This is a genomic window from Mycobacterium simiae (genome assembly GCF_010727605.1).
In the GTDB taxonomy this organism is placed as follows: Bacteria; Actinomycetota; Actinomycetes; order Mycobacteriales; family Mycobacteriaceae; genus Mycobacterium; species Mycobacterium simiae.
Window position 1 is genome coordinate 5,294,361 of the sequence record NZ_AP022568.1, and the last position, 14,103, is coordinate 5,308,463.

The window sequence follows — 14,103 nt, forward strand, 5'->3', positions numbered from 1 at the left end:
ATAGCCGGTATCGCACGGTTCTAAATAAGAACTTCACCACGACCCTTTGCACGCCGAGTATATGAGCATGACCACCGCATCGCGCCAGGACACCTCACGGTTGACCGCAAGGTTCGAACGCGAGGTGATCCCACTGCTTGACGATCTGTACATCTGCGCCCGACGTCTGACCCGCAACCACGCAGATGCCGAGGATCTCATTCAGGACACAATGCTTAAGGCTTACAGCCACTTTGGATCCTGGCGTCACCAGGATGGGAACTTGAAGGGGTGGATCTATCGGATCATGCGCAACACCTGGGTCACCAATCATCGCAAGACGCAGCACCGCCGGGGAGAACACCTAAGTTCAGGAATCTCTGATTCGCAACAAGCGGTGCGCGCCCACCACGATAGCTGGGGCCAGTGCCGTTCGGCAGATGTACACGTCCTGGAAGCCGTGGTCGATGCCGAGGTGACCGCAGCACTCAAGCGGCTCCCCCAGAGTCATCAGACCACGATCTACTACGTCGACGTCCTGGGTTACCGGTACCGGGAGGTCGCGGACATCATGGGAATCCCGATCGGGACGGTGATGTCGCGACTGCACAGCGCGCGAAGCAAGCTGCGAAAATCACTAGCTGAGCTGGCGCCCAACACGCTTTCATCGCGCGTGGCTAGTCCCGACCGGCCTCAATTAGCTTGTCCGCCAACCCATACGGATTAGTGAATAGCAACTCATGACCACCAGGCATCTGCAAGAAGCGGTACAACCCGAGACGTGAAGTCATTATCGGATGCAAAGGAAGCGCAACATCTTCACTGCCGAGGATATAGCTGCGAGGGATGTCAAGAGTGTAAAACTTCTTCAGATCGAGTGGCTCTGTGATCGGCTGATACGGCTCAGGCGAAAGCCGGTCATAACACGCGCGTGCAAGTTCCAGATCGGCATCATTCATGAACGCCTCGCGCCACACGGCAAAGGGCAACGTGATCGTGTTGTCTGCCGATTCGGTGGCGAGCCGATCGAACTGCATCCGGAGAGGAAGAGGAATAGCCTCGCTGACGCTCTGGCCGTCGTTGAGGACAAATCCACTCACGAACAACAGGCGCCTGATCCGGGCCGACAGGACCTCTGCCGCCTTGCAGATAATCGTTCCCCCGTAGCTGTGCCCAACCAGAACGATCTCGGCCAAATCATTGGCTTCGATGAACTCGACGACGGACTTGGTTGACTCGGCATGGGTGATCGCCTTACCAACCCCGTTGCCGTGGCCGGCGACGGTGGGCGCAAAAGCCCTGTGTCCCAGCGATTCCAAGCGCTCGACGACTCGATCCCAACAAGATCCATCGTGCCAGGACCCGTGGACTAATACGAAAGTTAACATGACGAGATAGACGCCTACGGCAGGCACAATTATTCACCAGAAGCCAGCCCCCGCCTGCACCTCGTCCACAACCATCGTCGGAGATGTGAGAAGCTGCCGAATGCGAGCGGTTTCTACAACCATCGGATAGTTAGAACGTCCTGGTGTGACCGCATCCGATCGGCAGCCCCACTGTGCCCTGGCTGACACCAGCCGCGCTGGTCTTTACCGGTGTCACGCGATTCCGAATTCTTTGATCTTGCGGTAGATCGTGGCGCGCGACATCCCCAGCGATTGGGCGGCGTCAGCTTTGCTTCCGTTGTTGTCCAACAGGCTGCGTACGATGGCGTCGCGCTCCAAGGATTCGAGGTGGGTGAGCTTGCGGCGAGCTAATGACCGGCACTCTGCGGGCAATTTGTCTACGCCGATGACGCCAAATCGCTGCACCGCCAGTGTTGCGGCCAACACCTTGCGTAGCTGCGCGACGTTACCTGGCCACGGGAGCTTGGCGAGTTGGCGCATGGCCTCGGAAGCGAGGCTCACGTTTGCGCCCTTAGTCAACTCCCGTAGTAGTTGCGGCACAAGGTCTTCGAGGTCCTCAATGCGGTGTCGCAGGGCCGGCATAGTGACGGTGTGGAGGAAGAAGGGCAAGACCAACATGTCCACCAGCGTCGGGCGCGTGCCACTGGAGATCGTTGCCGCAACCCAGCCGTGGCCGGCGCGGGTTTGCAAGACGGCGCCCAGGCTCTCGAGCGTCTCGTCGGGCAATTCGTCGAGATTGGCGATGACGACGGCGAAGTCGTCGCCAATCGCTGTCTCGGCCTCTACCTCGGACATGAAATCGTCGGCGTTGTCGAAGTCCGAGTACCGGAGCACACGTATGGTGCGTTCGGGAGTGATGTGCTGCGCCACCGCCTGAGCCAAAGTGGAGCGTCCGGATCCACTCTCACCTTCTATGACTACCCAGTCGCGTTCCCGGTAGCAGCGCTCCACCTGCTGGCAGCTGCGCCGCCAAGCGCTGCTGCGACCGGCCAATCGCGGGATCGACTGAATTGCTCTGCGCTGTGCCGCAGTGGCTTTGGCGACTGGCTGCATTTGTACGTGAAACACAGCATTGCGTTCGTGACCGCGCACTGGGATGTACTCGGCGACTGAAATTCTCATCGTCGTAGCGCTGGGCAGCGTCACGACCGCGGTTGCCGTGGTTGCCGCCCCGGCCAGCTCCGTTGCGTGATCCAACAGTGCCGTCTGGTCGGCGGCATCAAGCATCTGGCGCAGGTACGAATTCATCAGCACAATGTCGCCGCCAATGGCCAGCACGCCACCGGGATACCGGCGGCTCTGCCGGTGGTAGGCCTCAAGCAGCGCGGTCTCGCTTTCGCTGGCCAGGGCGCTGATCCTATCCTCGATCTGATGGCTGGCGCTCTTCGCCAGAACAAGCAGGAGCGGGTCGGAACGGCTAGCCCAGCACGTGAGATCTACGGCGCCCAGTACCCTACCCGTAATCGGATCGCGAATAGGCGAGCCTGCGCATGCGAGGTGGCTCAACGCGCCTATGTAGTGTTCGCTGCCTCGGATAAACGTTGGAGCGCCGATGGTCAGCGCAGTACCAATTCCGTTGGTACCCGTGAACTCTTCGGCGTAACTGTAACCGGGCGCTAGCTGCACCTTATCGAGCGCTCTTACCAACTTGGTGTCGGCAGCAACCCGTTCAACCACCAGTCCGTCTGGCGACGTCAGAATGACGCTGATGTCCTGAGGCTCCAGGTCGTCGGCTAGCGCCTTCAGCACCGGACTCGCAGCGCGGATGAGAACGGTGTCGGTATCCGGAACGCGGACGTAATTCAGGTAGACGCGATCGGGATGGACATGCAGCATGCGCGATCGTTGCCAGGAACTTGCCACCTTTGGCGAAACAACGTCTACGCTCAGCTTCCCGGTAGTAAGGAACTGTTCTCTGGCGCGTTGCAATTCGGCGGCACCGTGTGCCTTCGACATAATCAATAAGACCCTCGGTTCTGACGAAAGTGCATTCGACAGCATAGCCCCGTGCGGACGTGATGCACGTCTCGATTTGAGACGTATGTGATCCTGCCTGCACCTGCGGGTGGGAATTGTGCCGTGACGTCGGGGTCGGAATTCCGGCGGACGTTGGGTTGCACTTGCCAGGCCTTGACCGCCATCCGCTGGCGCCTACCACCGGCCGGTGGCGTCCTGCCCGATGCGCTGGTCGCACGACCATCAACGCTGTATTGGAGTCCCGAGCCCCCGATCATTCGATCGGAGCTGGTGTGGCCCCCGTCTCAGACTGAGACGTCGGCGCGTTGGGTCACGTGTTTGCATTTCTACCACCGCTCTTTGCCGGGATAACGAGGCATACACACAGGAAGGCGCACTATGAGTAGGCAGAGCCTGACGAAAGCTCACGCGAAGATCACTGAACTGTCATGGGAGCCCACATTCGCCACCCCCGCGACGCGGTTCGGAACCGATTACACCTTCGATAAAGCCCCGAAAAAGGACCCTCTCAAGCAAATCATGAGGTCCTATTTTCCGATGGAAGAAGAGAAGGATAATCGTGTCTTCGGCGCGATGGATGGTGCTATCCGTGGCAACATGTTCCGTCAAGTACAGCAGCGCTGGATTGAATGGCAAAAGTTGTTCTTGGCGATCATTCCGTTTCCCGAAATCTCGGCGGCACGCGCCATGCCGATGGCGATCGGCGCCGTACCGAACCCCGAGATTCACAACGGGCTGGCGGTACAGATGATCGACGAGGTCCGCCACTCGACGATCCAGATGAACCTCAAAAAGCTGTACATGAACAATTACATCGACCCCGCCGGATTCGACATCACCGAAAAGGCTTTCGGCAACTGCTACGCCTCGACTATCGGGCGGCAGTTCGGTGAGGGTTTCATCACCGGCGATGCCATAACCGCAGCGAACATCTACCTGACCGTAGTCGCCGAAACAGCCTTCACCAATACGCTTTTCGTCGCCATGCCGGACGAGGCCGCAGCCAACGGCGACTATCTGTTGCCAACGGTGTTCCATTCAGTCCAGTCGGACGAGTCGCGGCACATATCCAATGGCTACTCGATCCTCCTGATGGCGTTGGCCGATGAGCGCAACCGGCCGCTGCTGGAACGCGATTTGCGTTACGCGTGGTGGAACAACCATTGCGTCGTCGACGCGGCCATCGGCACGTTCATCGAGTACGGCACGAAGGACCGGCGCAAGGATCGCGAAAGCTACGCGGAGATGTGGCGTCGCTGGATCTACGACGACTACTACCGCAGCTATCTGCTTCCCCTCGAGAAGTACGGTCTCACCATCCCCCACGACCTTGTCGAAGAGGCATGGAGGCGCATCGTCGACAAGAGCTATGTGCACGAGGTTGCCAGGTTCTTCGCCACCGGCTGGCCGGTGAACTACTGGCGCATAGACCCGATGACCGATGAGGACTTCGAGTGGTTCGAAGAAAAGTACCCGGGCTGGTACTCGAAGTTCGGCCGCTGGTGGGAAAACTACAACCGGCTGGCCTACCCGGGGCGCAACAAGCCGATCGCCTTCGAGGATGTCGACTACGTGTACCCGCACCGCTGCTGGACTTGCATGGTGCCCTGCCTGATCCGTGGTGACATGATCACGGACAAGGTCGACGGTCAGTGGCGCACCTACTGCTCGGAAACCTGTCATTGGACCGACACGGTCGCCTTCCGCAGCGAGTACGAGGGCCGGCCGACTCCGAACATGGGCCGCCTCACTGGGTTCCGCGAGTGGGAGACGCTGCACCACGGCGGCGATCTTGCCGACATCGTCAGCAACCTGGGATATGTGCGAGACGATGGCAAGACGCTCATCCCTCAGCCGCACCTGCACCTCGACGATCCGTCGAAGATGTGGACCCTCGACGACATCCGCGGCAATACGTTCAACAGCCCCAACGTATTGCTCAATGAGATGAGCGACGAGGAGCGCCAAGCCCATCTGGCGGATTACTGCGCCGGCGTCGGCCACCACTGATTCAAGTCTCATCGGTACCGGTTGGCTGCGGTTCCTTTCCTTACCGGGTGCTGCAGCCAACCGGTACCCCCGTACATACCGACTGTGTAGGTGAATTCGTGAGCGACATCCACCGTGTGAACTTCGAGCCCGTCGACCTCCAGATGGAAGTGGCCGAGGACGAAAACATTCTCGACGCCGCCTTCCGTCAGGGCATCCATCTGATGCATGGATGTCGGGAGGGTCGGTGCTCGGCGTGCAAGTCTTACCTGCTCGACGGCGACGTTCAGATGAGTAATTATTCGACCTTTGCCTGCAACGACGCGGAAGTCGAAGAAGGCTACGTGCTGCTCTGCAGGTCTCACGCGTTCAGTGACTGCACGATCGAGCTGTTGAATTTCGATGCGGACGAGTTGCTCCACGGTGTGCCGATCCAGCGGGTCCGCACCCGGGTGACAGCGTTGGATGCGATGACGCGCGACATCGTCTCGCTGCGAGTGGAAGCCGTCGAGCCACCCACCTTCGAGTTCAAACCGGGACAATACGCCGACATCTATATCCCCCAGACTGAGGAACACCGCTCGTTTTCCATGGCGAGTACCCAAGCGCAGCCCGGCCACGTCGAGTTCCTGATCAAGAAATACCCAGGCGGCAAATTCTCCGGCTTGCTTGAAGACGGCATCAGGGTCGGGGACGAGCTGACGTTAGCGGGGCCGTACGGCACCTCGACCCTCAAGGACGGCCACGTTCTACCTGTGGTGTGCGTGGCCGGCGGCGCCGGGATGGCGCCGATACTGTCGATTCTGCGCCACATGAGCGAGACAGCCAGCAAGCGCCCGGTGCACTTCTACTACGGGGCGCGCACCCCTGCGGATCTCTTCTATCTCCCCGAGATAGTCGAAATAGGCCGAGCTCTAAGGGATTTCGTTTTTACCGTGTGCCTCTCTGAGTCGAGGAACGGCGACGTGTTACCAGACACGGTCACCGTTGAAGACGGCAACGTGACCGACGTCGTCGCCCGGAATGAGGGCGACATGACCAAGAGTGACGTGTATATCTGCGGACCCCCGCCCATGGTTGATGCGGCGCTGGCACTACTTGACAGCTTGGCTGTCCCCAAGGGGCAGATCTTCTACGACAAATTCACCAGTCCGCTCTTCGAATGACCCAAATCCGCTGCACAGCACCAGAACCGAAAGGAAATAACGGTGACAACTTCCGAGAAGAGGCGCAGTTTCCCCAAGATCGAGCTAACTGATGCGGAGGCGGGCGCGCTGGAATTTCCCAGCTCCAAGAGCCGACAGTTCAGCTATTTCAAGCCGGCGAAGTTACGGGCAACCGTGTATGAAGACGTCACCGTCGACGTGCAGCCCGACCCGGAACGCCACCTGACCCAAGGCTGGATTTACGGATTCGGCAATGGGCCCGGCGGCTATCCGCAGGAATGGACGGCCGCGAGGTCATCGAATTGGCATGCGTTTCGCGATCCCAATGAGGAATGGGAACAGACGATCTACCGCAACAACTCCGCGGTGGTGCGCCAGACCAGCTTGAGCTTGCAGAACGCAAAGCGCGCACGCGCGTACGAAGGGTTCAATTCCGCGTGGCTGAAATTCTTGGCGCACAACGTGGGGGCGTGGATGCACGCGGAGAACGGTCTTGCACTGCACGTCTTCACCGCCATCCAGCGGTCAGCCCCCACCAACATGATCAATAATGCGGTTTCGGTGACCGCGGCCCACAAGCTGCGATTCGCTCAAGACTTGGCGCTGTTCAACCTCGACCTGTCCGAGGAGGTCAACGACTTCGACGGACAAGCACACAAAGAGATCTGGCAGTCCGCCCCGGAGTGGCAGCCTACCCGCGAGGTCGTCGAGCGGCTGACCGCGGTCGAGGATTGGTGTGAGCTGTTGTTCGCGACCAACGTCGTCTTCGAACAGCTAGTCGGTTGCTTGTTCCGCAGCGAGTTGGTGATGCAGATCGCGGCACGCAATGGTGACTACATCACGCCGACAATTGTCGGTACCGGCGAACATGACTACGACCGCGACCTGACCTACACTCGCGAACTCCTCCGACTTCTGACCCGTGATGAGAAGTTCGGTGATTCCAACAAAGCACTTTTCGGCAACTGGTTGGCGATATGGACGCCACGTTGTCTCGACGCGGCTCATGCGCTGCAGCCGCTGTGGTCGCAGCCCGCGGACAAGGGTCTCACGTTCGCATCAAGTCTTGGCGCAGCCGAAGGAAAATTCACCTCCCTGCTCGAATCGATCGAGCTGGACATCCCGAAGGAGCTGAAGAAGTGACCACCCAATCAAACGGGGCTATGCAGTTCGGATCCGCGGTCGAGCGTTCCAACAAATGTGGTGTGACACTGATGAATACCCAGGTCGGCCGCACGGTAGCCGATGTCATGGGCGGCAAGGACGGCGTGTCGTTGGTGGAGTATCCGTCGATGATCCGGGTAGACGGCGAGAATTTGCTCGATTTCGACTATGTCGAGCTAACCGGCGCACTCGGTGAAGAATTCGACGGCTCCGTGTTCGAGGAGATCAGTTCGACTCACTACGGTCGCATGGTTCATCTCGACGACAGGACGTTGCTGTTCGCCAATCCGGAGGATGCCGCGGAGTACATCGGCTTTGACCTCATCGCCAAATCGCCGGGCAAGTAATGATTTTGAGGATGGAACGGATGCCGGCTCCCGCGCAGGTGAGCGGTTGAAGTCCCAAGGGTGTATGGCGACTAATGCTGCGGGGCCATCCCGATTGCCACGGCAACGACCGGTCCGCACCGGTCGCGGTTACGCCTACATTCACCGATACAGAACGAGGAGTCCACATTGAAGGCTGTCCAAGTCACGGCATACCACACGAAGCTGCAGCTGACCGACGTTCCAGAGCCGACGATCGAAGGCCCGCTCGACGTCGTCGTGCGGATCGGCGGCGCGGGCGTATGCCGCACCGATCTCCATATCCTCGAAGGCCAGTGGGAAGCCAAGTCTGGCGTTGAATTGCCGTACACGATCGGGCATGAGAACGCCGGCTGGGTGCATGATGTCGGCGACGCGGTGACCAACGTCAAGGTCGGTGACAAGGTGATCCTGCACCCGCTGATCACCTGCGGACTGTGCCGGGCCTGCCGGTTCGGCGATGACATGCACTGCCACGACAGCAAGTTCCCGGGCATCGACGCCAACGGCGGTTATGCGGAGTACCTGCGCACCACAGCGCGCAGCGTCGTCAAGATCGACGATGGCCTGGAGCCGGCCGATGTCGCCGCACTCGCCGACGCCGGATTGACCGCATATCACGCCGCCGCCAAGGTGGCACGGACCACTCGGCCTGGCGATGTTTGCGTCGTGATCGGCGCGGGTGGGCTCGGCCATATCGGAATTCAAGTACTCAATGCCATCTCAGGAGTGACGGTAGTGGCCGTCGACCGCAACCCCGCTGCGGTCACGCTTGCCGAGGCAGTCGGTGCGGACAAGGCCATCGTCGCGGACGGCACACACGTGCAGCAGGTGCTTGATTTCACCGGCGGTCGCGGCGCCGAGGCCATACTCGACTTCGTCGGTGAGGGCGGGTCCACCCGGTGGGGCGTCGACATGCTAGGGCGTGCCGGAAACTACTACGTCGTCGGCTACGGCGAGAACATTGATGTGCCGACCATCGACATCATTTCCGCTGAGATCAACGTCATCGGGAACCTGGTCGGCTCCTACAACGACCTGGAAGAGCTGATGATCCTCGCGGCGAAGGGCAAAGTCACGCTGCACACGACCAAATACCCCCTCGAGGACTTCCAGCATGCGCTCGACGATCTCGATGCTGGGCTAGTGCGCGGCCGCGCGATACTCGTTCCCTGACAACGCGCTGACATACGAAAGGTACGTTATGGCAAAGGAATTGCGGTACAGCACCGACGCACGCGCAAGGCTGGAACAAGGGGTGAACGCGTTGGCCGACGCGGTCAAAGTGACGCTGGGCCCCAAGGGCCGTAACGCGGTGTTGGAGAAATTGACTGGGCCCCCAACAATCACCAACGACGGCGTCACGATTGCCCGTGAGATTCAGTTGGCCGATCCGTTCGTCAACATGGGCGCTCAGCTGGTCAAGGAAGCCGCGATGAAGACCAACGGGCTGGTCGGGGATGGGACCACGACGGCCACCGTGCTCGCCCAGGCTATGGTCCGCGAGGGGTTGCGCGCTGTAGACGCTGGCGCTAATCCCATGAGGGTCCGGCGAGGCATCGAACACGCAGTGTCGGTAGTGATTTCGGCGCTGACGGCGGGATCGGTGCCGGTCGCCGACCGCCGCGCTCTCCTACATATCGCGACCCTGGCAGGCGGTGACGACGAAGCGATCGGCGAAGCAATCGTCGACGCTGTCGAACACGCGGGAGAAATCGGTGTGATCACCACCGAGGAGAGCGATTCGCTTGGATTGGCCGTCGACGTCGTTGACGGCATCAAGTTCGAACACGGTTATATCTCGGCGTACATGGTCACCGATCCCGAACGCATGGAGGCTGTGTTGGACAACCCGTTGGTCGTGTTGACCAACAGGAAGATCACCGCGGTGCAGGAGATCATGCGTGCCGTCGAAATCGCAAAGCGCGCAGATCGCCCGCTGGTGGTGTTCGCGGAGGACGTCGACGGGCCAGCACTGCAATTGCTGGCCGGCGGAAACATGCACAACACCATGCGATCGCTGGTGGTGCGCGCACCGGGATTTGGTCACCGCCGCCTCGCTGAACTCGAGGACCTCGCTGTCGCATTGGGTGGCCACGTGGTTGCGAAGGACACGGGCATCGAGTTCGCCGAACTAACAATCGATGATCTGGGCTCGTGTCACCGGATCACGGCCACCGAAGAAGCGACAACGATCGTCGGCCCCCGCGGCGAGCAACGACTTATCGACGCTCGTGTTTCCCAACTCGAAGCTCAACGGGCACGGGCACGTAATGACACCGACCGCGACAATGTCGATCTTCGAATCGCTCGGCTGACTGGTCGCGTCGCGGTGATTCGCGTCGGCGGCGCCACCAGTGTTGAGGTCAAGGAACGCATGCTGCGCGTCGAAGACGCGCTGGCGGCCAGCCGTGCCGCGAAGGAAGCCGGCGTCGTTGCTGGTGGTGGGACGGCACTGGCGCAGGCACATCGGGCGCTGGCCGATCTCGAGCTATCAGATGAGGACGCCAAGACAGGTGCCCTGGTGGTGCGCCGTGCGCTTGCTGAGCCGCTGCGCTGGATTGCCCACAATGCCGGCTTTGAGGCAGACGACGTCGTAGAGATCGTCGAGGGTCTGCCACTCGGTCATGGCTTCAACGCGCTAACAGGCGAGTACGGAGATCTGTTCGACGAAGGAATAATCGATCCGCTCAAGGTGACGCGTGCTGCCCTGGAAAGCGCCGCGTCGATCGCTGCTCTGCTCATTACCACCGAAACAGCAATCGTCGAACAAGTGCTCGTCAATCCAGGTGCCATCATCGCGCCGGGATTTGGCGACCTGGCCGAGGGTGTGGTTCGTCCGTCCAACATCTACTAGCGAACTACCCATGTGCACAACAGATTTGACCGACGGCACGAATCGCGTGGTCTATTCGGCCGCGCCGACAGAGACTGATTCAGTACTGAAGGATGCGAATCAAACACCACCACAGGGTGATCCGTCGATTCACGCTCGCCAGACACCATGCCGGCTGCTGCGACGGTCGGGAGCTGTTGGGGCTCGACGCGCTTCGCGCCCAATCGCGTCCTGCGCTGGACGGCCTAACTTGGACACCAAATGGGCCCCGAGTCGGCGAGTCGGTGTTACGTCTCAGAGTGAGACCCGCGCCTGGCCGAGCACAGCGTTGAATCGCACTGTGCATCGTCCCTGTCGGCGCTGCACTAGTGACGCACATGAGACGCACCCATAAACACAGACGACACAACGACAGATCATCCAGTAATGAATGACCGGCGCTGTATGGCGTTCGGGATCGGCAACAAAGCTGGGGCCCGATTGTTCCAGCTTCCAACATTTACAAGGAACTCAGTTATGGCTACACGTCCACCTCTTCCCTTCGAATTCTTGCCAGCGGTGCCAACATTCACAGTTAAAAGCGCTGACATCACCGACGGTCAGCCGTTACCAAAGCCGCATGCCTCGGGGCGGTTGGGCGCCGGTGGCGAGGACCTCTCCCCGGAACTGTCCTGGTCCGGATTTCCCCAGGAGACGAAAAGTTTTGCCGTCACTTGCTACGATCCAGACGCTCCGACGCAAAGCGGATTCTGGCACTGGGCGGTTGCCGACCTTCCCGCGACAATAACCGAGCTGCCGACCGGTGCGGGCACGCCCGGCAGCCCGGATCTGCCCAACGGCGCTCTCGCCCTTGCCAACGACGCCGGCATCCGCGGATACATAGGAGCTGCTCCCCCCGCTGGACACGGCCCTCATCGCTACATCTTCACCGTGCACGCCGTTGACACCGCGAATCTTGGCCTTGCGGCCGAGGCAACCCCGGCCTATCTCGGTTTCAACCTGTTCAGCCACACCGTGGCGCGCGGGATCATCATCGCAACTTTCGAGCAGTAGTGAAGTTTCAACGACACAAAGCCGAGCGACAGAAAGGTACTGACAGTGAGCGATCAACGAGAGTTCTTGTTCCAGTCCTTGCTGCCGGCTGAGGCGGCCAACCTGGTCGCCGTGATGACAAGCATTGTCCCCCACCATGACCCGCAGCTCCGGGACACAGTTTGGTACACGGCCCTGGCTTACGACGCGCGCTTGGCATCAGACAACAAGCTGCGAACTGAAATCCGAGGCCAGCTAATGGAACTCGACAAGGGTGCCGTCGCGGCAGGGGCGACTTCTTTCAGCGAGGCCATCCCCGAGCTGCAGACAATGCTGCTGGAGTCGATACAGCACACGGCACTGTTTCAGAATCTCGTATACGCGGTGGTGGTGGATTTCTATAACCGCTATAGCGTCTGGGAAGCCATTGGCTTCCCAGGATTAGCCCAGCGTGACGGGCAGGGCTACATCAACCGTGGATTTGACGTCGTTGCTTGGAACATGTCCACAGTCCGAACAGAACGCTAGAGACAAAATAGCGCAACAAAGAAGGTGAAAGAAGATGGCTAGGTCGGCGGTCAAGGTGCCTCTGAACGAGCAGGCAGAGGTTGTTGTGATCGGAACCGGGGCGGGAGGCGGCAACGTCATTCGCGAGCTCTGCCTGTCGGGTGTGAGGGTTGTGGCCTTGGAGGCAGGGCCGCGGTTGGACGCGGACAAGGACTTCGAAGAGGACGAGGTCGCCATGTTCAACAAGCTGAGCTGGCTCGATCCGGTCGGGGTCACCGGCCAGGACGTGACCGGAAGCGCGGCTTGGATCTGCAAGACGGTCGGGGGCTCGACCACCCACTGGGCGGGCGCCGCGCTCCGCATGCAACCTCACGAGTTCAAAGCCAAGACCACCTATGGCGACATTGAAGGCGCGGACTTAGCCGACTGGCCCATCGACTACGAAACTCTGGTTCCTTACTACGAAAAGGCGGAGCGGCTGCTCGGCGTGAGTGGCCGCGTTATGCCCTTCGCCCCGGGGAACACGAATTTCTTGGCTCTGAAGCGCGGGGCCGATGCGCTGGGGCTCAATGCCCACCCTGGTTATATGGCGATCAACACCGAGGACTACGACGGCCGCGGCATGTGCACACAACGAGGCTATTGTTTCCAAGGCTGCCGTAACGAAGCCAAGTGGAGCAGTCTGTTCGAAGCTATCCCCAAGGCGGAGGCGACCGGTTGGCTCGACCTACGCCCCAACTGTCAGGCGCTCTCGATCTCGACCGATAGCACGGGGCGCGCGACAGGCGTGGTCTACGCCGATCCCGACGGTCGCATTGTGGAGCAGAAGGCACAGCATGTGGTGTTGGCGGGCAACAGCATCCAGACCCCCCGTTTGTTGCTCAATTCAGCCACATCCCGTTTCCCAGACGGGCTGGCGAACGGCAGCGGCGCCGTCGGCCGCTACTACATGCGGCACATGACGGCTTCCAGCTATGCGAAGTTCCCGGACCCGATCCACGCGTATAAAGGCATCACCATGATGGGCATCGTCGATGCATTTCACGACAATCGACCCGAGGAACGTGGGTTCGTTGCCGGATTCCATCTTGAAACCATCATGTTAGGTCCGGCGTTCACCGCCGTCTTCGTCAGCCCCGGTCCATTGACCTCGACGCAGGGGAGCCGGGCGCTGTGGGGCGAGCCGCTGGCTGATCTGATGGAGTCGTACACCCACCTGGCTGGTCTGTGGATTGTCGGCGAGGACCTGCCCCAGGCCGAGAACCGAGTGACGGTCGATCCGCACCGCAAGGACCAGTTCGGCATGCCGGTACCACTTGTCGCGGTGACCGACCATCCCAACGACACGGCTATGCGAGAGTACGCCTGGGCGAAGGCGCGGGAGATCTATCAAGCCGCTGGAGCCACCAAGGTGTGGGACACGCCCCCATACCCCGCAACGCACAATTTGGGCACCTGCCGGATGGGCGCCGACCCGGAGACGTCGGTGGTCAATCAGTTCGGACAGGCTCACGAAGTCCCTAACTTGTTCATCGCCGACGGCAGTGTGTTTCCCACTAGTGGATCCGAGAACCCGACCCTGACGATCAGTGCGCTGGCCATCCGCCAAGCCGACTACATCATGTCGCTGATGGCCGAGGAAGACGTACCAGAGGAAATGATCACCGCCGCCAAGTGAC

12 protein-coding genes are annotated in these 14,103 nt (G+C 60.4%); 10 read left to right on the forward strand and 2 right to left on the reverse strand.

Going from position 1 to position 14,103, the window contains the following annotated elements:
• Positions 1-67: 67 nt before the first annotated feature.
• Entirely contained in the window at positions 68-706 is a 639-nt protein-coding gene (locus tag G6N33_RS24635; RefSeq protein ID WP_231382401.1) for a sigma-70 family RNA polymerase sigma factor, read from the forward strand.
• Here the strand turns inward: G6N33_RS24635 and G6N33_RS24640 are convergent.
• Both G6N33_RS24640 and G6N33_RS24645 read right to left on the reverse strand, forming a co-directional pair.
• Positions 657-1,298: an alpha/beta hydrolase gene (locus G6N33_RS24640; protein ID WP_231382400.1), complete on the reverse strand. Its 642-nt coding sequence runs from the start codon at positions 1,296-1,298 to the stop codon at positions 657-659. The two genes, G6N33_RS24635 and G6N33_RS24640, sit on opposite strands and share 50 nt — an antisense overlap.
• Positions 1,299-1,580: 282 nt before the next feature.
• Positions 1,581-3,224 (reverse strand): sigma-54-dependent Fis family transcriptional regulator, encoded by a 1,644-nt coding sequence (locus G6N33_RS24645; protein ID WP_269210856.1) that lies wholly within the window; start codon positions 3,222-3,224, stop codon positions 1,581-1,583.
• Between the two features lie 519 nt (positions 3,225-3,743).
• On the opposite strand from G6N33_RS24645, the gene G6N33_RS24650 reads away from it, so the two are divergent.
• The 9 genes from G6N33_RS24650 (at position 3,744) to G6N33_RS24690 (ending at position 14,102) form a co-directional block, all read left to right on the forward strand.
• Entirely contained in the window at positions 3,744-5,375 is a 1,632-nt protein-coding gene (locus G6N33_RS24650) for a ferritin family protein (protein ID WP_044506141.1), read from the forward strand.
• A gap of 98 nt (positions 5,376-5,473) precedes the next feature.
• Positions 5,474-6,520, forward strand: a complete 1,047-nt coding sequence (locus tag G6N33_RS24655) for a 2Fe-2S iron-sulfur cluster-binding protein (RefSeq protein WP_044506139.1) — start codon at positions 5,474-5,476, stop codon at positions 6,518-6,520.
• A 36-nt stretch (positions 6,521-6,556) separates the two neighbouring features.
• Positions 6,557-7,663 carry an aromatic/alkene monooxygenase hydroxylase subunit beta gene (locus G6N33_RS24660; RefSeq protein WP_044506137.1) on the forward strand — a complete coding sequence of 369 codons (1,107 nt, stop codon included), beginning with the start codon at positions 6,557-6,559 and terminating at the stop codon, positions 7,661-7,663.
• A 20-nt stretch (positions 7,664-7,683) separates the two neighbouring features.
• Positions 7,684-8,031 carry a propane 2-monooxygenase effector subunit MimD gene (gene mimD, locus G6N33_RS24665; RefSeq protein WP_044511826.1) on the forward strand — a complete coding sequence of 116 codons (348 nt, stop codon included), beginning with the start codon at positions 7,684-7,686 and terminating at the stop codon, positions 8,029-8,031.
• 168 nt (positions 8,032-8,199) lie between these two features.
• The gene (locus tag G6N33_RS24670) at positions 8,200-9,225 is read left to right on the forward strand and encodes an NAD(P)-dependent alcohol dehydrogenase (protein ID WP_044506135.1); all 1,026 of its coding nucleotides are present in this window, start codon (positions 8,200-8,202) and stop codon (positions 9,223-9,225) included.
• A 28-nt stretch (positions 9,226-9,253) separates the two neighbouring features.
• Positions 9,254-10,906: a chaperonin GroEL gene (gene groL, locus G6N33_RS24675; RefSeq protein ID WP_044506133.1), complete on the forward strand. Its 1,653-nt coding sequence runs from the start codon at positions 9,254-9,256 to the stop codon at positions 10,904-10,906.
• 495 nt (positions 10,907-11,401) lie between these two features.
• A complete protein-coding gene (locus tag G6N33_RS24680) occupies positions 11,402-11,938 on the forward strand; it encodes a YbhB/YbcL family Raf kinase inhibitor-like protein (RefSeq protein ID WP_044506131.1) in 537 nt (178 codons plus the stop codon).
• Positions 11,939-11,983: 45 nt separating this feature from the next.
• Entirely contained in the window at positions 11,984-12,445 is a 462-nt protein-coding gene (locus G6N33_RS24685) for a hypothetical protein (protein ID WP_044506130.1), read from the forward strand.
• Between the two features lie 34 nt (positions 12,446-12,479).
• A complete protein-coding gene (locus G6N33_RS24690) occupies positions 12,480-14,102 on the forward strand; it encodes a GMC family oxidoreductase (RefSeq protein ID WP_044506129.1) in 1,623 nt (540 codons plus the stop codon).
• Position 14,103 lies beyond the last annotated feature (1 nt).